The sequence below is a fragment of the Streptomyces sp. NPDC055025 genome (genome assembly GCF_053608565.1).
Map to the genome: position 1 here is coordinate 311,433 of NZ_JBSGVS010000001.1, position 20,859 is coordinate 332,291.

The 20,859-nt window shown below is 69.0% G+C and carries 13 protein-coding genes and 1 pseudogene; 12 read left to right on the forward strand and 2 right to left on the reverse strand.

Annotation, left to right across the window (positions count from 1 at the left end; translation table 11 throughout):
• Positions 1–490: 490 nt before the first annotated feature.
• From ACWGDX_RS01230 to ACWGDX_RS01245, 4 genes and pseudogenes are all read left to right on the forward strand, one after another.
• Entirely contained in the window at positions 491–718 is a 228-nt protein-coding gene (locus tag ACWGDX_RS01230; RefSeq protein WP_453620954.1) for a hypothetical protein, read from the forward strand.
• Positions 719–720: 2 nt separating this feature from the next.
• On the forward strand, positions 721–1,632 hold the full coding sequence (locus tag ACWGDX_RS01235) for a sigma-70 family RNA polymerase sigma factor (protein WP_453621032.1): 912 nt from the start codon (positions 721–723) through the stop codon (positions 1,630–1,632).
• Positions 1,629–2,471 carry a hypothetical protein gene (locus tag ACWGDX_RS01240; protein WP_453620955.1) on the forward strand — a complete coding sequence of 281 codons (843 nt, stop codon included), beginning with the start codon at positions 1,629–1,631 and terminating at the stop codon, positions 2,469–2,471. The genes ACWGDX_RS01235 and ACWGDX_RS01240 overlap by 4 nt, the downstream gene beginning before the upstream one ends.
• 212 nt (positions 2,472–2,683) lie before the next feature.
• A pseudogene (locus ACWGDX_RS01245) lies at positions 2,684–2,990 on the forward strand (hypothetical protein).
• Here the strand turns inward: ACWGDX_RS01245 and tpg are convergent.
• Together tpg and tap are read right to left on the reverse strand one after the other, a co-directional pair.
• Positions 2,909–3,466 carry a telomere-protecting terminal protein Tpg gene (gene tpg / locus ACWGDX_RS01250; protein ID WP_453620956.1) on the reverse strand — a complete coding sequence of 186 codons (558 nt, stop codon included), beginning with the start codon at positions 3,464–3,466 and terminating at the stop codon, positions 2,909–2,911. The pseudogene ACWGDX_RS01245 and the gene tpg sit on opposite strands and share 82 nt — an antisense overlap.
• 15 nt (positions 3,467–3,481) lie before the next feature.
• Positions 3,482–5,725 carry a telomere-associated protein Tap gene (gene tap / locus ACWGDX_RS01255; RefSeq protein ID WP_453620957.1) on the reverse strand — a complete coding sequence of 748 codons (2,244 nt, stop codon included), beginning with the start codon at positions 5,723–5,725 and terminating at the stop codon, positions 3,482–3,484.
• Positions 5,726–6,820: 1,095 nt separating this feature from the next.
• Between tap and ACWGDX_RS01260 the strand changes: the two genes are divergently transcribed.
• The 8 genes from ACWGDX_RS01260 (at position 6,821) to ACWGDX_RS01295 (ending at position 20,837) form a co-directional block, all read left to right on the forward strand.
• On the forward strand, positions 6,821–8,302 hold the full coding sequence (locus ACWGDX_RS01260; protein WP_453620958.1) for a hypothetical protein: 1,482 nt from the start codon (positions 6,821–6,823) through the stop codon (positions 8,300–8,302).
• Between the two features lie 46 nt (positions 8,303–8,348).
• Positions 8,349–9,125 carry a hypothetical protein gene (locus ACWGDX_RS01265; RefSeq protein ID WP_453620959.1) on the forward strand — a complete coding sequence of 259 codons (777 nt, stop codon included), beginning with the start codon at positions 8,349–8,351 and terminating at the stop codon, positions 9,123–9,125.
• A gap of 3 nt (positions 9,126–9,128) precedes the next feature.
• A complete protein-coding gene (locus ACWGDX_RS01270) occupies positions 9,129–13,745 on the forward strand; it encodes a hypothetical protein (protein ID WP_453620961.1) in 4,617 nt (1,538 codons plus the stop codon).
• Positions 13,742–14,875, forward strand: coding sequence for a hypothetical protein (locus ACWGDX_RS01275; protein WP_453620962.1), 1,134 nt, complete (start codon positions 13,742–13,744; stop codon positions 14,873–14,875). The genes ACWGDX_RS01270 and ACWGDX_RS01275 overlap by 4 nt, the downstream gene beginning before the upstream one ends.
• 590 nt (positions 14,876–15,465) lie before the next feature.
• Positions 15,466–16,605, forward strand: a complete 1,140-nt coding sequence (locus ACWGDX_RS01280; RefSeq protein WP_453620964.1) for a nucleoid-associated protein — start codon at positions 15,466–15,468, stop codon at positions 16,603–16,605.
• Positions 16,586–17,587: a hypothetical protein gene (locus ACWGDX_RS01285; RefSeq protein ID WP_453620966.1), complete on the forward strand. Its 1,002-nt coding sequence runs from the start codon at positions 16,586–16,588 to the stop codon at positions 17,585–17,587. Before ACWGDX_RS01280 ends, ACWGDX_RS01285 begins: the two co-directional genes overlap by 20 nt.
• Positions 17,584–18,213, forward strand: a complete 630-nt coding sequence (locus ACWGDX_RS01290; RefSeq protein WP_453620968.1) for a hypothetical protein — start codon at positions 17,584–17,586, stop codon at positions 18,211–18,213. Before ACWGDX_RS01285 ends, ACWGDX_RS01290 begins: the two co-directional genes overlap by 4 nt.
• A gap of 128 nt (positions 18,214–18,341) precedes the next feature.
• On the forward strand, positions 18,342–20,837 hold the full coding sequence (locus ACWGDX_RS01295; protein WP_453620970.1) for a Helicase associated domain protein: 2,496 nt from the start codon (positions 18,342–18,344) through the stop codon (positions 20,835–20,837).
• The last annotated feature ends 22 nt before the right edge of the window (positions 20,838–20,859 follow it).

The window sequence follows — 20,859 nt, forward strand, 5'->3', positions numbered from 1 at the left end:
CGCCGCGCGCCGCCAGGGGGTGAGGCGGGACCGTCGCCGGAGGATGTGTTGTCAGCGGCCTGCGCTACGGTCGTTTTCCCTGCAAGGGGTGCTCCGTTCCCGCCCGGCCTCTATGCCGGGCCGGGCGGGAACGGGCTGGCACGGCCCCCTTTTTTTCGGCACGGGGGCCGGGCCTCTTCCGGATGGAAGGGCGACACCGAGGTGTCCTGTCTCCATATGACGGGGTCGCTGGCGGGATTGCAAGGAGAATCGGGAACTTCACCCGCCGGGCCCCGTGGTGTGCGCTACGTGCACCGGAACGGTCGTCTCCGGCCCCGCTGGTGACCGTCCGCGACTCCTAATGTTCCGTGATTCCTTGATCACGTCGCGTAATGCGCCTGCGGCGGTCCATGCTGAGGCTCCCTCAACGGCGGCTCGGCACCCGTCCGTTGGGGGACCCCCCTTTGACGTGGTCTTCCGGATGACTGCGGCATGACACCGAGGACTGGTGATGGACAAGAAGTTGATAGCGGCGGCAATGGCGCTGGCGCTGATGACAGTGGTGTTCGGCTGGAGCATGGCGATGACGGCGATGGGACACGCGGCGCTCATCGGCGGGACGGCCCCGGTACTGGGCCTCACCGTGGTCCAGGTCCTGCGCGCGCTTCGCTCGCGGGCCACGACGGCCTCCGGGCACCGTGTGGCGGCGGTGCCCGACAAGGAGGACGGCGCTCCGTGACGATGTCGTTCAGCACGCCGGGGCCGGCTTCCGAGCCGGCCCCGGCCCGCCCCGGCCGCAAACTCGGCCCGATCGCTGCCACGGTCGGCAGCTCCCACCGGGCCTGGCTGGAGCCGACCCGCGAGCGCTACCGTGCGAGCGGCCTCACCCTCAGCGAGCTCAGCCTCAGTGTCCCGCTGGCCAAGTCCAAGCTCTCCGAACTCCTCCGCGGTGTGGGCCACTACCCGCGCTGGGAGGTCATCCACAGCCTGGCCCGCCAACTGGACCTTCCCGGCTGGCCGCTGCACCGGCTCTGGAAGCAGGCGGCCCTGGACGCCGGCAAGAGCCGGGACTGGGTCGACCGCTCCACCGAGGGCGCCATCGCCGTGGCCACCGCCCGCTCCGGACCGCCCATCGACCACGGTGCACTGCGCACCATGGTGGAGGAGGACTACCGCCGCTACGCCGGAGCCTTCCTCCCCGACGAAGCACGCGACGCCGCAGTAAAGGACACCTTCGCCATCCTCTGGCTCGCCTGGGACGAGGCGCTGGCCAGCCCCGACATCCGCCGCTACGCCTGGGGCGTCCTGCGCGCCACCGTCAAGGCCAAGGCCGACTTCCGCGATGAGCGGCCCGTGCTGGCGGAGGCAGCCTTCGACACCGTCTCCCAGCGCGCGCAGACCTCCATCGAGGACCAGACGGCGCAGCTGACCGAGAACCTGGAACTGTTCACGGCGATCAGCCGACTGCCCGACGCCCAGCTCGACGTCATGGTGCTCCGGCGCATGTGCGGTTTCACCCCCGCGAAGGTCTCCGATCTCCTCGGCATCCCGGTCGCCGCAGTACGGTCCGACGAACGCCACGCCACACGATTCCTGGACGACACCATCGAGACGAGCGAGCTGCCGCCCCAACCCGGAGGACCCACCCCATGACCAGACTCGAAAACATCCTTTCCAGGGCACTACTGGTCCCCAACCGTCCGGTGCCCCGCGAGACCGTCCCTCCCCGCGAGGCAGACCCGGCCATCCTCTCTGCCGTCACCCCGGGCCGTGTATCGGGTGCGTCGGCGGCCGCAGCCGAGGACCTGCGCGCGCTGTGCGAGACCCTGGTCAGACACACCCCCACCGCCGCCGTCTCCGCCTTCGTCACCGACCAACTCCCCGAACCCCGCAGCGCACTGGTCCTGGCCTGCGTCCTGCAACTGACCGACACCGACGACGGCGCCCGCTTCTGGTGGCAGTACGCCGCCGGCGCCGGCCAGCCCGCCGCCGCCTACTGCCTCTACCTGCACCACCTCTCCCTCGGCGAGACCCACACCGCCCGCTGGTGGCACACCCAGACCAACGAAGTGCAGACCGACAAGGCAAAACCGCACACCCCCCACGTACGCACCTCCATCTACTGGGACAACGACCTGAGTGACCCACTTGTCCTCCACCACGAGGACACGACCATCACCACGATCCTGCGGGTTCTGCGCCGCCTGGCCAGACATGTCAGCCGCCCCCGGTCCGCCCTGGTCGCCGAGCTGATGACCTACATGCCCACCGCCGTGGCCATCGGCTATCTCCGCGAACCCGAAAGCGAGCTGCCGCTGCCCGGCCCCGGCTTCGCCCGCAAGATCCGCGCCCTGCTGGGCGCGTCCGCCGAACGGCCCGACGGCCCCAGCGGCCTCCCTGCCCGCCCCGACTCCCGCCCCGCCCGGCGGCGAGACGCCGACCAGCCCGCACTGCTGATCCACCGACAGGTCGGTGAGGCCGCGACCTACTGAACCGCCCCGCCGAAACGCGCTCCGGGCCAAGTGCGCGGGAATGATGGCTGCGGCAGGCGACGGGGTCGGGCATGACCGTCCTGCCCGACCCCGCCGCCGATCAGCTGTGGAGCACGGGACGCCAGCGCCAGCGGCCACCACGCCCGTGGCGACGGCCGCGCGGTGTCAGCGGCAGCTGCGCGGCTGAACGGACGGACCGTGATGACGAGCAGCTGCCGCGACGCCGGATCGACGGCGAGGACCACGACCATCCCCGGCCCCAAGCATGGCAGGGACTACGCCGAACTGGTCGGCGGTCCGCTGGACGGCCTGCTGCTTGTCCTCACAGGCTGGACAGCGGACGAGATCCAGACCGGCACTGCTCTGCAGACGGGGCCGGGCAATGCCCCTGTTGTCACACCTCCGCCCCGATGCCTTTCTGCGCCTGTCCTGTCCGGCTACAGCTCGAACTGGAGGTCGACGAGGTCGGTGAGTTCGACTTCCAGGCCGTGGGCGCGGCGGCCGTTGTCGCGGAAGTAGACCTCGCCCAGGGCCTCGGCGGCGACCTGGCGGAGGTCGTCCTCGTCCATGCCAGCCTCCTGGGCTTCGAGGAGACGGGCGGCGTGACGGGGCGGCAGGGCGAGGGTGAGGTGGCGCACGCGGGCCTGGTCGGTGCTGCCGGGGGCGGCGGTGTAGCCGAACCGGGCCTGGACATCGATCATGATGCCGCTCGTGGAGGCAGCGGCCTGCTTGGCCCTGGCTCTGATCTGCGGCTGCCAGCGTGCGCGGACCTCGCGTTCGAGGCGGTCGGCGAGCTGCGGGCGGGGGTGTTTGATCTGCTTGCCCACGTACCGCTCTACAGTGCGCTGACTGATGCCGAGCAGCTCGGCGACCGGCTTCGTCCGGCCGCCGTGCCTTTTGACGAGGTAGCGCATCTGCGCCCCGGCCGACTTGGGGACGGGACGCGTGAACGCCCCCTGCACCGCCTTGTCGAGTTCTTCCGCGACCGTGACCATCAGCCCTGTGTCCCCCTATTCTCCGGTGTCCTTGGCGGTGACCTCGCCGGTCTTGATGTAGCGGGCGAGGTTGGCCACCTTGCCGTCGGCGCCGAGCTGTTCGAGCACGTCCGCGCCCCACAGCACGCTCTGGGTGCCCTCGTGCTTGACCATCCCGGGCGACACTCCCAGCCGGAAGCTGCCCGGCACGGTCTTGCCGTCGGCACCGTAGGGCAGGACGTCCAGGGGGCTGGGTCCGTCGGCGGCGTACACGGCGCAGTCCGAGAGGACCGCGACCGGATACTGGCCGGTGGCCGCGGCCAGGTGGAGCATCTTGCGGTGCATGTTGATCCGGGCCCGGGAGATGACGGTCGCCCGGATGTCCGGCCGCCACGTCGGCCGGGCAAGAGCGGGCCAGGCCTGCCCCGGCTTCCAGCCGCCGCCACGCGCCTTCTCCTGCAGCTTGCCGATACCGCCCTTGACGGTCATCTTGACCGCGTCCACGACGATCCCCAGCTCAGGATCACGCTGCCGGTAGCCGTCCATCGCCTGAAGGAACTCGGCCGGGGACAGCTTCTCGCCCACACCGAGATCCGCCATGGTGTCGACGTAGGCGTCGCGCAGCCGCTTGTACCAGCCGTCCAGGAACCGGCCGCTCTCACGCCGCACCCAGGCCTCGATCGGGGCGACGTCGTAGCCCAGCTCCACGGCGTACGCCACGGTCGGCGTGGCGTACCAGGCCGGGCCGGTGGGGCGTTCGCCACTCGGCGTGAACGGGCTGGGCAGCAGCGCGGCGTCGAGCTCTCGCCACTGCTTGGCGACCTTCACCCGGGACAGGTCGACATGGGAGAGGTCGACCAGCCAGGAGCCGGGCATGGCTGGATCGAAGACGGGGCTGGTGACGTGCACGGGCGGAGAGGCCAGGCCGACGACGGCGCCGTTGGCGGCCGCGCCGAAGGCGAGGTTGACGTCGATGCCGACCAGGCAGCGCTGCATGCACTCGGCATCGGTCAGATCCCGCGCCCAGTCGTAGGCCTCCTCGAACAGTCTCTCGCCGGGGCCGCGCACGCGGAAGCGGGGGAGGTTGGCCAGGACGGGATGTCCGTCGGTCGCCTCGCACGGCGCCGGGTCCAGGGGCTGCGTGCCCAGTGCCCCGGGCCGGTGCTCGGCGTGCCGCCGGCCGTCCTGGTCCGGCTCGCTGGCGCGGGTCGGCGGGTTGAGCGCGGTCATCAGCTCCAGGCCGGTGACGGCCATGGAGCCGACCGGCGTCATCACCCGCGTCGCGTACACCCCCAGCACCCGGGCCAGGTCCGCAGGCTCGAGCCGGGCGGCAGGTCCCCAGGCGCGGTCGTCCAGAGCGTGCCAGGAGGGAATGCACAGCTGCACGCACTGGCGACGGCTGCCCTGAGCGGGGCGGTAGATCCGCGCCCACGGCCCCAACCCCCGCTTGGTGAGCTGCCAGTTTCCGCGATCGAGCTGCCCCAGGACCTTGTGTCTGTCCCCGAGCCGCCCGGCAATCTGCTCAGCCTCGGACAGCGCGGCGGGCAGGCCGTAGCGCTCGCACGCCGCCGCGCTGAGCACCAGCAGAGGGTCGCCGTCCCGGCCCGAGCCGTGCAACTTCTCGGCCCCGAGCTGGGCCTGGGCCAGCGCCCACTCCACCAGCACGGGCAGAGACTTGGCGGGCACGGCCAGGATCAGGCCGCCGGTGCCGTAACCGGTCACCTGCCGCTCAACGTCGGCGTCGAGGACGAGCAGCGGACCGTGCGCGTGCGCGCCGCCGGGCACGGAAGTGCTCGTGGGGGCAGCTTTCTTCATGTCCGGGCGGTGTGAGGACGGCGACGGCCGGGCGGCACGCGCCGCAGACGAAAGAACGGCCGGTGCGTGAGCGGCGGCACCGGGAGCGGACGCAGTGGTGGCGGACGCAGTGGTGGCCGCGGGCTCTGGCGCGCCGTCCGTGGGCCGGGTCTGCGCTGCGGTCGGCGGGGAAGTGAGCGTCTGTACCACCGTCGTGTCCTCCTGCGCGGCGGCGGAGCTGTCGGGGGCGGGATAGAGCCGCGCGAGCTGCTTCAGCAGACGTGCGTACGCCTCCCGCTCCGGGGGCCGTGGTTCAGCCCTGCCCGACTCCCATCCGCTGACGGTCGCCCGGCGCACGTCCAGGGCGGCAGCCACCTCGTCCAGGGTGAGGGCGTGGGCCTGGCGCAGACGCTTGCGCTCCGCAGGCGGCGGCAGCGGGGACCGGGACGCGACAAGCGCGTCCACCGCGTCGAACAACTCGGACATGGGACACCTCCGCTGCGACTCTATCCCACGAAGCGTACGAAGGGCGCCCATATTTCGTACGGACACCGTACATTGTCCGTACGTCGGTACTTGTAGCCGTGAATTCCGACCCCGCCTGTCTTGCCTCCCATAGCGTCAACGCCCTCTGGGTCTTTGTGCGCGACGGACGACGTTACGAGCTCGCCCCGCCCAGTTCTCTTGCGGCTTGTCTGGTATCACCGGATCCGGGAATCGCGGCGGCACGTGTCCCGATGCGCACTGCAATCGAATGCATGCTCTAAATTCCCCCGCGGGAATAAATGTTCGGACTGCCGGTTGTCGAGCCTGGCCTGTCGCCCGCTCCAACCTGGCTTGAATTTGGCAGGGATCGACACGTAGGACCGCCACGCCCGCACCGCGGTCTGGGAACTGGTCCTCGCGGGGTGTGATCTCGCCCCAACCTCTCGTTTCCGCAGGTCGGCTGTGTTCTGCCGGATAGTACTGCCCAAGGGGAGAGCGAGGGGATACGGAGACGCCTGCGGGTGGAATCCGCAGCCACCAAGCTGCACAGGGATGCGAATTCGAGTCACCGATGACTGGCCAAGACTCGTCGAATTCGGCGGATTCTAGTGGGTGTTGTCAGTGGCGGCGGATAGCTTTCGAGAACGACGCGAGATGAGGAGGTGACGTGGTGCTTTGCGGGTCTCCCCGCCAGGGAAACGTGATGTTGCCGGCCTTGGTAAAAGGAGGTGGCGCCAGGTGCGCGGATCTGGTGGCAGGAGAGCCACCAGCAAGGGAGTGCTCTGCGGCGGGCTGCCGGTCGCCTGGGAGGAGCCGCCCAGCCCGGGCTGTGACGCTTGCCCGCGGCCGCCGCCCCGCTGGAAGAGGTAGGAGCCCAGTTCGGTGTTGGATGCCGAACAGCTCCTCGAAAAAGGCAAGTTGTTGGCGAAGAGCGGCTGCTGAGCCGTTTCGCGATCACCGGACTTTGCCACGCGACCGTCACGGGCTGGGGGAGTTGGGGCGGATCTCTGACCTCTCCGTTGACGCGTCGGCAGGCCATTTCAGTACGTCACATGCAGGCGGGCGTGTGCCTGCGTGGGCGCGACAGGGGGCGTCTTGCCTGTACAGCTCAACGAGCAGCTCCAGGGATTTCTGGACCAGTGGCAGGTCCGTCAGCGCCGCACGGCAGGCCTCCAAGCCGCTCTCTTCGTCCGTCTGGACGCGTTGCGTCGCAGCCACCGCGGCTGGGACGACTACGACCTGATCACCGTGCTGCTGGGTGCCCTCCACCTGGTCATCGAGAACGACCGGCTCAGCGGCGGCCGGCCCCGCCCTGCCCTCGTCGATGACATCACCAGCCTGTGCGCCTGGCAGCGGCCCCAGGACCCACAGGCCATCCATCGTGAGATCGCCGAAGCTGTCATCGATCTGCTGGTGAACGAACGCGACCGGCAGACCCGTATGACAGACCGCTACGTACGCCCCGACGATCGCGCCCAGGCCCACTACGTGATGCAGTCCTTCGCGTTCGTCACCGCCGCTGCGGACGACGAGAGCAGCGAACCGGTGCTCCGCGCCACGCCAGAGGCCATCAACGTCTTCCAGAACCTCGTCGACTTCGACCCCTTCGACCGGCTCTCCGCCGAGCGGTACCGGTCCGAACGCATGCTCAAGCGCCGTGACTACGACGAAGTCCTCGACTCCGTCGACCGCCGGACCCTCAGCGTCCACGGACTCTCCGCCCAACTGCACAGCCTGCTGCGCCGCATCACCTACAACGTGCGCGACGTCGACTACGCCAGCGAGGTCATGCCCCGCCTGACGGACATCATCACTCTCGTCGGCGAACAGGTCGAAGCCGAGGAGAAGTTCGCAGACGCCGTTGCTGAGCACCTGCATCTGCACGCACCCGACTACGCACGCCTGCAACGCCTCAGCAGCACCCTGCGTGACCTGGTCATCGCCCTGTTCAAGCTGCAGAAGACCGGCGCCGAAGTGCGTGCCGCCTACGAGGCCGAACAAGACCGCCAGCTGTTCACACCGCGCCGACTGACCATCAACCCGCAAGGACAGCTGTTCGCGCCGCTGCTGGACATGCCGCCCCAGGACGCTGCCGACCTCCTGGAGCCTTTGATGGTCCGGCTGCTGGGACCCCGCACTCCCCGCGTGCTCAGCCTGCCGCGCCTGAAAGACGTGATGATGCCCGCCGCCCGCCGCCCCGGCGGAGACAGCCGTGCCCCCTTCGACATCGGAGACCTGCGCAACTCCATGAACGATCTGGACCCGGCCGTCCTGGACGCCGTCCACCGCATCCTGGCCGGCATCGCCACACCCACTCGGTTGTCCACCCTGCTGGACGGCCTGCCCCACTCCGGCGTTCTCGACAGCCTCGATGCCCCCGCTGGCCGCCTCGTGCCCTGGGTGCTCGCCGTCACCGTCACCAGCGCCTACGGCGGCTTCAACACCGTGGAGGACGACCTGTCTCCCGCCGCTGACGCCTTCCTCACCGGCCGTCTCGTTGTCGTCCGGCCCGGCACCCCGCTACCCGCTGGCGCCATCAATGGGGACGAGCTAGTACTCATCCCGCGCCCGGACTAGACAGCGGCCAGCCTGCACGACCCATCTGTCTCGCAGAAAGGACCCCATGGACGGAACAGAAGCCGGACGCCTGCTGGCGTTCGCCCTGGACGTGACCGCCGCGCCCGGCAACAGCGGACAGGCGGCCCACTACCGCACCCTGCTCGACCGCTACCGCAGCGATGCCGCATTCCGCCATCTCGTCGACGACATCCTCGAAGGTGTCGGCTGCTCTGTGGCAATGGCCGACCCGCACCACGGCCTGCTCCTGGACACCGACCCCAGCGGGCCGTGGGCCTGGCCCCAGCGCGCGGCCGACCTGCCCTGGAACAAGAACTTCGAACACGCCTCGGCCCGTGCCATGCGACTGCTGGTCCCGGTCGCACTGCTCGCCTACGTCGCCCCGTCGGCCGCCGACTTCGACGAGCTCCTCACCGACCCCTCCGCCGCCACTGCGACCTGCACCGCCACCCAACTCGCTGACTTCATCGCCGACTACGCACAGCACAAAGAGAGCGAGGCCACCGACCCTGCCGAAGGCGAGGCGCCCCTGTGGTGGCACTGGCTGCAGTTGCCCGGCCATGTCCCCACCGCCAAGCGCGCCGGGCGCCGCAGCGCGGAGTACCTGGTGCACGAAGTCCTGTCTTTCCTCCACAGCCAGCGTCTGGTCGTCAAGACCGGCGGGACCACCGTCCGCGACAACCTCTACCGCCCCCGCCGCCTGTTCCTGGCCCGCTGCCGGGCCATGCTCGCCGACAACCTCCTCACCGACCTGCAGGCCTACGCCATCACCCGCACCACACCACCGACACTGTCCGCTGCGGTGCCGGAAGCGGGGGAGTGAGCCATGGGACCTCTGCTCGGTTTCAGGGTCGTCAACCTGCGGGTACGGGACAAGGTCGCGGTGCCCGATCTCACCGTGGACCTGTCCCGACACACCCACGCCGTGATCGGCCTGGAGAACGGCGGCGGCAAGTCGACGCTCCTGGCCTTCCTCATCCACGTACTGCTTCCCCGGGCCGACCACTTCCTGCCCCGGGTCGCTCAGCGCCGGCAGAAGAAACGCGGCAAGGAAAAACGCATCGAGCACTATGTGCCCGGCGGTGCTCCGACCCACATCATCCTCGAAGTCGAAGTTCCCGCAGCTGACGCACGACGCACAGCACAGCGCTTCTTCCTCGGCGCCTGCCTGACCAAGCCGGCCGCAAGCACCGAAGACGATCCCGTCACCGAATACTTCTGGGCCCTGCCGGCCACGGCCCAGGTCCCGTCCCTGGCCGCGCTGCCCCTACGCAGCGGCCAGCGTCTGCTGGACCACGCCGAATGGCACACCCACATCCTCAGCGTGCGTGGCAAACATCCCGGTACAGGCATTGAAGCAACCGAAAAGCAGAACGACTGGGACCGCTATCTGCGCCAGACCCTCAAGATCGACGTCGAGTTCGTCAAGAGCTGGCTGCTTGCCATGAACCAGGACGAGGGCGCCGCAGACCACGTCTTCACCTACGACACCTCGCGCGCCTTCCTCAACAGCCTCATCGACGCAACCGGCTCACCGGACCTGATCAGCCACCTCAAAGTCGCCCTGACCAACCTGGGGGAGGACGCAGACAAGCTCGAGGTCGACCGGCGCCGGCTCACGCTGGTCAGCAACCTCACCTGCCACACCGAGGCCCTCACCGTCCACCGTCACCACCTGACGGCCCTGGAGTCCAGCCGCTACCACTTCGTCGACCACCTCCTGGACGCCCGCCACCTGCTGCAACGGCAAGCCGCCGACCGCGCCGCCGACCACGACCGGCACGACCGGACCCACGCCGAGGCGGAGAAGGCCTTCCAGAGCGCCCTGGCGTCCTACACCGATGCCCACGCCCGGCAGAGCGCAGGCAAGCTCCAACTGGCCCAACTGCTCCTGCAGCACACCCAGACACAGCTGACAGCACGCCAGCAGGAGTTCACCACAGCCCAGCTACGCGTCGAGGCGGCCACCACCGCGGCCGTGCTCGTACGCCAGGACACGCTCCGCCGGCGCATGCAGGACATCCGCGCCGCGCTCGCCGCCCGCAGCCAGGGGGCCGAACCCCAGCGCCGCCGCGCAGCATCCGCCGCGCTGGCCCTGGCCCAGCGGCTGACCAGCGACGAGCAACGCCTGAATACGGAACAAACCGCCGCGACCACCGCGATCGAAGCGGCCGACGAGCGCACCGACACCGCCCGCAGTGACTTCCTCGCCGCCTCCACCCTGCACACCAAAGCCGACACCCGACTGCAGGGCTGCCGGGCCGAACTGGAGCGCATCCATGCGTCACTGAAAGACGCCGTCCGCGCGGGCATCCTGAACGACAGTGATGATCCGCAGGCCGTACTGCAGACAGCGGTGGCCTGTCAGGAGGCCCTGCACGCCGAACAGGACACCCTCCACGACGACCACGACCGGCTCACCGGCCTGGTCGCAGATCTCGGCCGGACCCACACACTGCGCGTCGAAGAGGCCTTCCGGGCGCATGCAGACCTCGCAACGCAGCACGACGTGTTGAACGAACTGCGTGCCGAAACCGAGACTCTCACCGAACAACTCTGCGGCAGCGCACTCCTCGACTACGACCCGATCCGACTCGATGACCAGGACCAGGCCATCACAGAACTCCTGGCTCTCGCCGCCGCAAAGGCCAAGAGCCGGGAACTGGACGCCGCAGTACAGGGGGCCACCGCCCGACGGGCCGCAGCCGCCCTGGAAGACACCGGCCTGCTCCCGCCCAGGCCAGAAGTCGCCGACATCTGCCGTCGCGCCGACGACCTGAAATTCGGTGCCCGCAGCGCCTACGCCTATCTTTCCCAACTGCCCGCCACGGTGGCCGAGGCCGTCGTACACAAGCACCCGGCCCTGGCCGACGGCATTGTCGTCAATATCCCCGATGACTGGGGCCGGGTGATCGACCTCGCCCGCCAGACACAGCCCAACCTGCAGGCCCCCCTGGTCATCGCCATGCCGCAGGCGCTCGAAGCAGCCACCACCCTTCCCGATGACGTCACCGTCATCCTGCCCGACGCGGGCCACTGGTCGCCGCAAGCCGCCCGCCCTCAGACCGCCGCCCGCCATGCCGAAGCCGAACGCCGCGAACAGCACCGCTACGACCTCGGCACCCGCTACGACCAGATTGAGAACCTGCGCCGCCGGGTCATCGACTGGAGCGAACGCATCGGCGCGCACCGTCTGCACACCGTCGCGCATGATGTCGAGGCCCTCACAGCACGCTGCGCGGAGGCAGAGCGGGCACGAGGAGAGGCACATGCCGAGCTCACCGATGCCGCCGCTCAGCTCGAAGATACCCAGCAGCAGTTGCGTGAACTCCACCATGAGCTGACCGACGTCACCGAGCGTGCAGGCCGCCTGGCACCGCTCGCCCAACACGCCGCCCGCCGCACCGAAGTGGACGACGAGGCAGCACGGGCCGAACACGACAAGAACCAGGCCGTTGCCACGATGGCCGAAGCCCGCACGGCCCAGGACACCGCACACACCGACCGTGCCCGGGCACAGGAAGAACGCGACCGCATCCTCGCCGACCTTGGAGAACTGCGCACCCTGACCGGCGACTCCCGCGCTCTCGTGGCCGGGACCTGCACCGACAGCGACCACATCGATCCGGCAGACGCAGACCTCGACCTTGGCACACTCAGAGAACTCGCTGCCGCGCGCCACCGTCACTGGAGCACCGCGGCCGGCGACCCCCAGCTGGCGGCCGAACAGGCCCTTTACCGTACCGAGGCCGAAGCCCTTGAGAAGCAAGTCGGCAAGCAACCTCCGCGCATCCAGGACGCCGCCCGCAGCCTGTTTGCCCAACACCCCCAGCACAGCGCGGACGACCACACCAGAACCGCTGCCCAGGCCCAGGAACAGATCCTCCGGCTCAGTGCGTCCATCGGAGCTTTGAAGAGCGATCTGCAGCACGCTCGCACGGAGCTCAGCACAGCGGCAGAGGAGCACAGCCGACTGCGCCGCACGCCCCAGGTCGAACCGGAAGACCAAGCCGCCACTGCGGAACAGGCACAGCACATCCTCGACCGGCTCACCGTGGCACGCGAGACCGCTCTCACCGCACGAACACAGGCCGACCAGCTCCAGGAGAGCACACTGGCCGCGCTGAGCCAGGCCCGTGCCGCCCGTGACCTGACCACCCAGGCCATCGCCCTCCTTCAGGTCGGCCTGCCCCTGCTGGCCGCCTCCAGCGGAGGACTCACCTCTGTCATCGATCTTGAGGACCGGGCCTTCCACATTGCCGCGCATCCCCCCTCCGACCCCGCGCCCGACAGCGTGCAGCGCCTGAGGCAGCTGGCCACAGCGGGAGCGTCCGAGCCTGACACCAGCGCCGCACTGGAGGACGCCGGCACCGCACTGGAAAGCGATGTAGCCGGCCTGCACCACCGGCTCGGCCAGCGCGAAGCACTCGCCAACAGGCAACTCGAGGACCTCGAAGCCGTACTTCGTGACGCCGACCCCGATGTCGTCTCAGGCGACAGTTTCGTCCACATGCTCCGCGGCCTGCGCCGCACCGCTCTCCTGCAGGACGCCGACACCCACCACCACAACGCCACCACACGGTGCGCCCTGCTGCGGCACACCGTTGGCTCCTTCAACGACCGTGTGGAAGACACCGGCCGCACCGCCTTCGCTGCGGTCCAGGAACTGCTGCGCGGCGTGCAGGCCACGGTCACCGACTCCTATCTGCCCGTGACACCGGCCCTGGGCTGCTGGGCAGGCCGCCCCCTGCTCAAACTCACCGGCCTGGACATGAAGAAGGACCGCCGCAAGGCCGCCGTCCTGTCCCTGCTGCAGACCTGGTTCGACCCGCACACCCACCTGGCCCGCCCCGACTTCGACGCCGACTCCACCATCTACAGTCTCGTCGAGGCCGTCACCCCCGCCTTCAACGCCCACGTCCTGATCCCCTCCGACCCGCTCGATCCCCAGCACAAACCCGTTGATCGGCTCGCCGTGGAAACCTCCGGAGGCGAAGGCGTCACCTTCGCCCTCGTCCTCGCCGCGCTCCTTGCCGCCCGCCGCGCCGCCGTCCACGGACACCGCCACACCACCCTGCTGCTCGACAACCCCTTCGCCAAGGTCACCAAGCCCGACTTCCTGCGCCTGGCCCGCGACATCGCCACCTCCCTGGGAGTCCGCTTCATCCCGTTCACCGGCATCCGCGACCTAGGCGCCCTCACCGTCTTCCCCGGCATGATCCAGCTGAGGGTCTCCCGCCGCGAGAGCGCCAACATCGTCATCCCCTATGGCATCGACGACACCGATCTCCAGCCACTCCTGCACCAGGGAACCCTCTACATCTCCGCCACCGAACGCGACACCGACCGCAGCCCCGATCCCGACCTGCCCACCTGGCCCGCCCTCTCCGCCGCGACCGTCCACACCGACCAGGCCCACACAGACGAAGACGAACTCCCATGACCCAGCCCGCACCCCTGCCGCCCCAGGACGTCCTCGACCTGTTCGCCGATCTCCTTCTGAACACTCGCCACCACCGCCTGACGGCAGCCGCCGTGCACCGTCTATGGGCCCGGGCCGACCCCGGCTGGCCCGACCCGTGGAACACCCGTGCGCGCCTCGCCCACGCCCTCAGCCACCTGGCAGACGCCGGGCTCGTCACACTCCCCGCCACCGGAGGCAGACTCTGGGACGCAGGCACACCACGCCTGCCCGCCCGCATCGCCGTCCCTGCCAACCACTGCCCCCCGCACCAGGCACTCGATCCCGCGGACGAACCCTGGGGCCCCACCATGCAATGGGCACCCGCCTGGATACGCACCTCCCACCCGCCCACCCACCTGCGCCTGGACGCCGTCCGCCTCAATCGCTGGTTTCTGGCCACCACGGGCCAGCCGCGGCCTGTCATCGCGCGCGAAGAACGCTCACTGCAGATCTACAACGACGAAAAGCGCCTCACCGCGCTGGCTGCCAGCCCTCTTTTCAACCCCGGACGCCTCAGCCTCGAAGACCTGGCCTGCCAAGCCCCCACCGGCGCCCTGCGCATCGCGGTCCTCCACTCCAGCGGCCCTCTGCTGGTGGTCGAGAACCGTGCCACTTTCGACTCCGCCTGGCACGTACTGCGCCCCGTGAGCCCGGCCCCCTACGCCGCAGTCATCTTTGGCGGGGGAGACGCCGCATCAGCCCTCGTCACCGACCTGACCCGCCTGCACGACCTCACCAGTATCCACCCCGGCCGCATCGACTACGCCGGCGACGTCGACATCGCCGGCATCGAGGCAGCCCACCAGTTCGTCACCGCCGCCCGCGCAGCAGGCCTCACGGCCGGCATCAGCCACCCGCTGTGGCAGGCCGTCGCCCGCGCCCAGCCCGTCGGCCCGGACATGACTGCGGAGCCGGTCCGCGCGCAGAAAGCCCAGTCCCTGGCCCGTTTCCTCGGCATGCCCGCCGAGGTCATCGACCGGCTGGAACTGGGAGTGCGCGTGCCGCAGGAACGTATCGACCGGCAGACCCTGCGGGACACCGACTGGTGGGCGCCGCCCGCCGCGTATCAGGGGACTGTGACGCACCGCCATGCCCATCCGCAGCCGTAGTACCGAACCGTGCTACCGCGCGGGCGGAAATCCGGCCGTCATGCTGACGCGCCTACTGCATTCGTCCAGCCAAGGGCGGCACATGCGAATTTTTCTCGCCGCAACGCCGGCCCTCATGGCGCAGGGCAGGGGCATAGCTGGCCAACTTCCGGCCGTGTCCCGGGAGCATCGACTCCGGTCCTTGGCCAGCAACTGGCTATCTCCCAGCAGCACACAACCCCGGTGCACCTCTTCTACGAGCCGCAAAAGGCAAGCCCACTGCGGCTTTCCTGCCCCTACCGTACGATCGGCGGCTCGGCCCCACGCCGTCCTATTCACGTGCGTTCCGGACGGAAGGTCTCAACCACCACACGCGCAAAATAAGCCACGTGCATACGACTTGGGGGACACGAGTTGTTATCAGCCACTACGCTCTCTCATGACAGAGCGTGAGCAACGCGGCTGGGGGGGGAGCCTGCCGTGCATGGCGCTTCCGCGCGGGGGATGCCCCCAGCGGGCGCCTCTATCCCGCAGCGACCCGTCCAGGGGCTGCGTCTGCGACCCTCCCGGCGCCTCCGACGTGGAGCACCGGGCCACACACCGAGGTAGAGATGCGTACGAATTTTGGTGAACTCGTCATCGAGCAGGCCATCGTGCATTCGGTACCCACACGGGCGAAGAAAGATCCCAGGGACTACACGGTCGAGCTCAGCGATGAGGCCAGCCAGCTGACGGGCAAAGTCCAAAGCGCGCTGGAAAAACGCTTGATCGGGATCTTGAAGTCTCATGCCCTGTCAGTGACAGAGGATCCTGAGCTCAAGTCCCCCCTCCCGGAATGGGTGCGCGACTTTATGAACGGACAGGAGGATTTTGTAGAGACCTCCTGCCAGCTGGCCCGGCATCTTCAGGACTCGCAGACGGGCTCGGCTTCCAGCGGGCTGCTGGTGGTTGCTCAGGTTCTGTTGGCCCGGCAACGTGGCCTGCTTCTCATCAAGTTGGAGCCAGAGAGCGGAATGCAGGCCCGACGAGTCGGGGAACAAGGGAGGCGGACCTTCGACGTCCAGTTCTACGCCGACCTCCTGCTCACCCAGAAAGCCAACGTGTTCAAACTCGCCCTGTTCACCGCCGACGGTGTCGAGGCGGACCTGCTGCAGGGCTGGGCAGCTGACCGACAGCGCAGCCAAAATCGCATCTCAGGATTCTTCCTCCGCACGTTCCTCGGCTGCACGTACACAGAGGACCCGGCCGAGGTGACCGGAAGGTTCCACGATGTCGCACTCAAGTGGGTGAACAGCCGCCTGAGCGAGCCCGAGGACGCCCAAGCCCGCATCGACTACACCATGGCGATTCTCTCCGAGCTCAAGAGCGCGCCGGACACCATCACCCCCCGGACGTTCACCGACCTGCACCTGAAAGGAGAGCACAGGAGAGAGTTCCTCGCTCACCTCTCCGAGAACGGCATCCCCGACCGGACCTTCGTCAAGGACACCGAACAGATCGAGCCGCGCCTGCAGAAGATGCGAGTTGACTTCGCCAGCGGCGCCTTCCTTGTCGCCCCCTTGGACGTCATCCAAGAGACCGTCACCTTCGAAACCCTGGACGACGGGCGGACCATGGCCACCGTGACAGGCGAAGTCACCAACACCCAAGGATGGGCGCCACCGGGCGGCCGCAGCAAGAAGAAGACCTCGGCTCCACAGACGACAGACGCCAGCGTCCTGGAAGACAGCCGTGACACTGACGGTCAATGAGGCCTTCCACCGCTACCTCGCGGAGGAGCCCCGGATCGAGGAAGCCGCCCGATGCACCGCCGACCACATACGCCGACGCGCCGGCCTCGCCCGGTTCGACTGTGTCGTCGCCCAGCGCACCAAGGGCGTAGGCCGATACGTCGCAAAGATCCATCGCAAGGGCTACACCGACCCTTGGAACGACGTCACCGACAAGGTGGGGGTGCGGATGACCGTCCGCCACCCGGGGCTGTTCGATCCGGCGCTTTCCCTGGTCAAAGAGGCCTTCGACGTCAGCGACGACGTCGTCCAGGACTACCGCCGCATGCTGCCGGGCCGTGAGGAACGCTTCGAGTATCCCCGGCTCCACGTCCAGGTTCCGGTCATCGGCGGTTTCACGGACCCGGACGGCCAACCGTACGAGTGCGAGATCCAGATCCGCACCCCCATTGTCGACGTCTGGGCCAACGACTACCACCGCCTGGCCTACAAGCCCCCTGGCAACCTGCAGATCCCCTCCGATGTCAGTCGCCCGCTGTACCGTGCACTTGCCCTGGTAGAGCTGTATGAGGCAGAGATCGGTCGGGTGATGGAGGCGCTGGAGCGGCACCCTGACTTCACCCGCGGCAACAAGCTCCTCGCGGAGACGGAACGCATCTATCGCACATTCGCCCACCACTCTTTTGACAGAGAGCTCTCCCACGAGGTCATCGAAGTACTCCAGCAAGCGATCCCCGACGATATAAGCGACTACAACTACCGGCTGACGGCATTCGCCGAACAGCGACGGGCCGAATTGGCCCGCGCCTATGTCCAGTTCGGCCCGACCAGCGACCACTTCCTCGAGGACGGCCGGTTCATACTGGCCTCGCAGCCGGAAAGTCTCATCATCTTCGAACGCCTCGATTACGACAGCTTCACTCTGCGCGACCTGTGGGGCGAGGGCCCGTTTGCCGACACGATGCTCTACGACATGGCAGAAATCTGGGGGATAGACCTGTGACCCGAACGCCGCAGCCCGAGCCGTCCGAGGTCGTGGCCGCCACCGCCATGTTCGTAGAAGTCCTCGTTGTCGGTATCGGCTTCCTCACCGGTCTGGGCGTCCTCACTGCAGCCATCGCAGGCTCCGACAACAGCCGTCGCCTGGCGCCGATGGTCGGTACATCCCTCGCGGCCGGTGCAGCCCTCGCATCCGCCTACGCGCTGGGCATCCTCGTCGACCGTGCCGCCGACACCGCCCTGGCCCCCGCGCGCCGCAGACTGCGCGCCCAGTCCTTCCCCACGTCCGCCGCCTACGCCCAGGCCCGCCTCAAGCTCGCCGAGTTCCCCTCCCTGGCCGCACGCGCCGACTACGCCCGCTCCCGGCTGAGGATCTGCCGCGGCTGGGTCCTCAACAGCATCCTGCTCACCCTGGCCACTGACCTGGCCCTGTGGCGGTTCCCTGTCGAACATCGGCCCCTGTTGTTCGGCACGACAACTGTTCTGGGGATCCTTGCCGTTGTCGGCTTCTATCTGTCGTGGCACACCATTACAGCCACCGGCTACCGCAAACTGGCCGCGCAGACCACCCCCGCGACCGTGCAGACGGCACCTGCCCAGCCCACGACGCCCGCACCCCAGACTCCCTGACAGCCAGCGCCCCGCACACTGCACACACGGTGCGGCAGAGACACCCGTGACGCTGGGGGAGGGCTGTCAGAATCAGTACAAAGCCAGCCCCCGCCACCGGCCTGCCCCACACCGTCCCGGAGACCGCCTTGGACTCGTCCCCGCCCCCGGCGGCTGTGTCGCAGCCGTTCACCGCCCAGGACCTGCACAGCCTGGGGCTGGACCTGCCCTCCCGCCGGGGCCGGCGGCCCAAACCCCTCCCGCTGCACGAGGACCAGCAAGAAGCCCTCGACAGGATCCTCAAGCACCTGCGCCGGCCCGGCACCCGCGGCCTGTACGTGGCGGCGACCGGCACCGGCAAGACGCTGGTGGCCAGTCGTGCCGCCCGTCAGCTGGCGCGCCGGCTGCTGTTCGTCGTCCCCACCCTCGACCTCGCAGCGCAGACCGCGCTGGCCCTGCGCCGCGACGGCCATCGCGAACCGCTTGTCATCGTCTCCTCCATGGACGCGGCCGCCCACGACGCCCTGGCCGCCGCCCGCGTCGGTTCCGTCACCGACTACCGCCTCCTGGCCTCCCTGCTCGCGGCCGTCGGCCAGGGACGTGATGCCCTGCCCGGTCTGGTGGTGGTGTGCACCTACGACTCCCTCGACAAGATCGAGAACACCCAGCACACCGCCTACCAGGTGCCGCCCTTCGACCTGGCGGTCCTGGACGAGGCACACCGGATCGCCGGCCGGGCTGACAAGAAATGGGCTGCAGTGCATGACACGGGGCGCATCCGCACCGACCGCCGCCTCTACATGACCGCCACTCCCCGCATCTTCGCCGCCCCCGACCTCGCGGAGTCCGCGAACCTGTCCGGCCCCCGCGGACGCCTGGCCGCAGCGGGGGAGGGCAACGAGGCACGCGCCAACTCGATGGACAACCCTGCCGTCTACGGCAAGAAGATCTTCGAATACCCGCTCGCCCAGGCCATCGAAGACGGCCGGGTCGCCGACTACCGCATCATCGTCCCCACCCTCACCGACGACGACCTGCGCGCGCGCCTCAACCTGCCCACCCCCGGCACCACGACCCCAGACCAGCAGCCCGCCGCAGACGACGCCCTGCGCACCACCGCCCTGCACCTGGCCGTCCTCAAAGCGATGGCCACCCACCAGCAGCGGCGTGTCCTGGTCTACTTCAACCTCGTCGAGGACGCCAAACGCTTCGCCCGCGAACTGCCCCACACCCTGCGCCGCCTGCGCGCCCACGCCCCAGACCTGTGCCCTGACACCAGCCCTGACGTCTTCTTCGTCCACGGCGACATGCCCTCCGCGCAACGCGCAGAGACCTTCGCCGAATTCGCTGCCTCCTCGTGCGCCATCCTGGCCAATGCCAAAGTCATCGCCGAAGGCGTCGACATCCCCAGCGTCGACGCGATCGTCTTCGCCGACCCCACCCGCAGCGTCGTCCGCTGCGTCCAGGCCCTCGGCCGCGCCCTGCGCCTGTCCGTCAGCGGCAAGACCGCCAGCCTCGTCATCCCCGTCTACATCCCCCCCAACGCCGACCCCACCGACATCCTCGGCACCGCCTACGAACCCGTCTGGGCCATCAGCACCGCCCTGGCCAGCCACGACCACCGCATCCTCGAACGCCTCCCCGACAAGGCCAACCGCCTCCCCAAGGAAATCAGCAACCTCATCCGGCACCGCTGGCATTTCGACTTCACCGCCCACCCCGAACACATCGCCCGCGCCCTCGACCTCACCTCCTTCAACCCCCACGACACAGCCGTCTCCCGCGCCCGCCGTGCAGGCCTCGCCGCCGCCCAGGCCTACCACGACGCCCACCACCACCTCGACGTCCCCACCGACTACACCGACGCCCACGGCTACGCCCTCGGCACCTTCATCACCAGCATGCGCGACGCCCGCACCACCGGCCGCCTGGATGCCGACTGGATCGCCGAACTCGACGCCCTGGACATGATCTGGGACAAACACGCTGCCGCCTGGCGCGCCCGGATCACCGCTGCAACCGACTACCACCACGTCCACGGCCACCTGGCCGCCCCTGCCACCACCCCCCTCGGCGCCTGGCTCGCCGAACAGCGCTCAGCGGCCGCACACGCCGAACTCGACCCGGCACGCGCCGCCCACCTCGCGGCCATCGACCCGGACTGGCAACTGCCCCACGGCGCGGACTGGCACCGCAAATACCACCTGCTGCGCACCCACCTCGCCGCCGGCAACGACCCGGCCGCGCTCGACCGCGACAGCGTTCTGGCCTCGGTGAAGATCGGCAGCTGGCTGCATCGCCAGCTCACCGGCTGGAGCACCCTCGCCCACCCGCAGCAGAGCCTGCTGACCGTCATCGGCGTCACTCCGCAAAGCCACCCGCTCACCGCAGTCCGCCGCCCCCGCCGCACCTTCGCCCAGACCGTGCAGATTCTCGAACTCTTCCTGCACCGCGAGGGCCGCGCCCCCACCGCCCGCGAGGAGATCACCGTCGACGGCGATCAGGTCAAGATCGGGGCCTGGCTCGCGAAAGCCCGCACGAAGCACCGCGCCGGTGAACTCCCCGCCAAGGACGCCACCCTCGTGGCGTCCTTGTTCACCGGAGACTGGACCGACGAAAGCACCTCGCCAGCAGCCCTCCCGTAAGACGCGCAGACAGCTCGTCCCT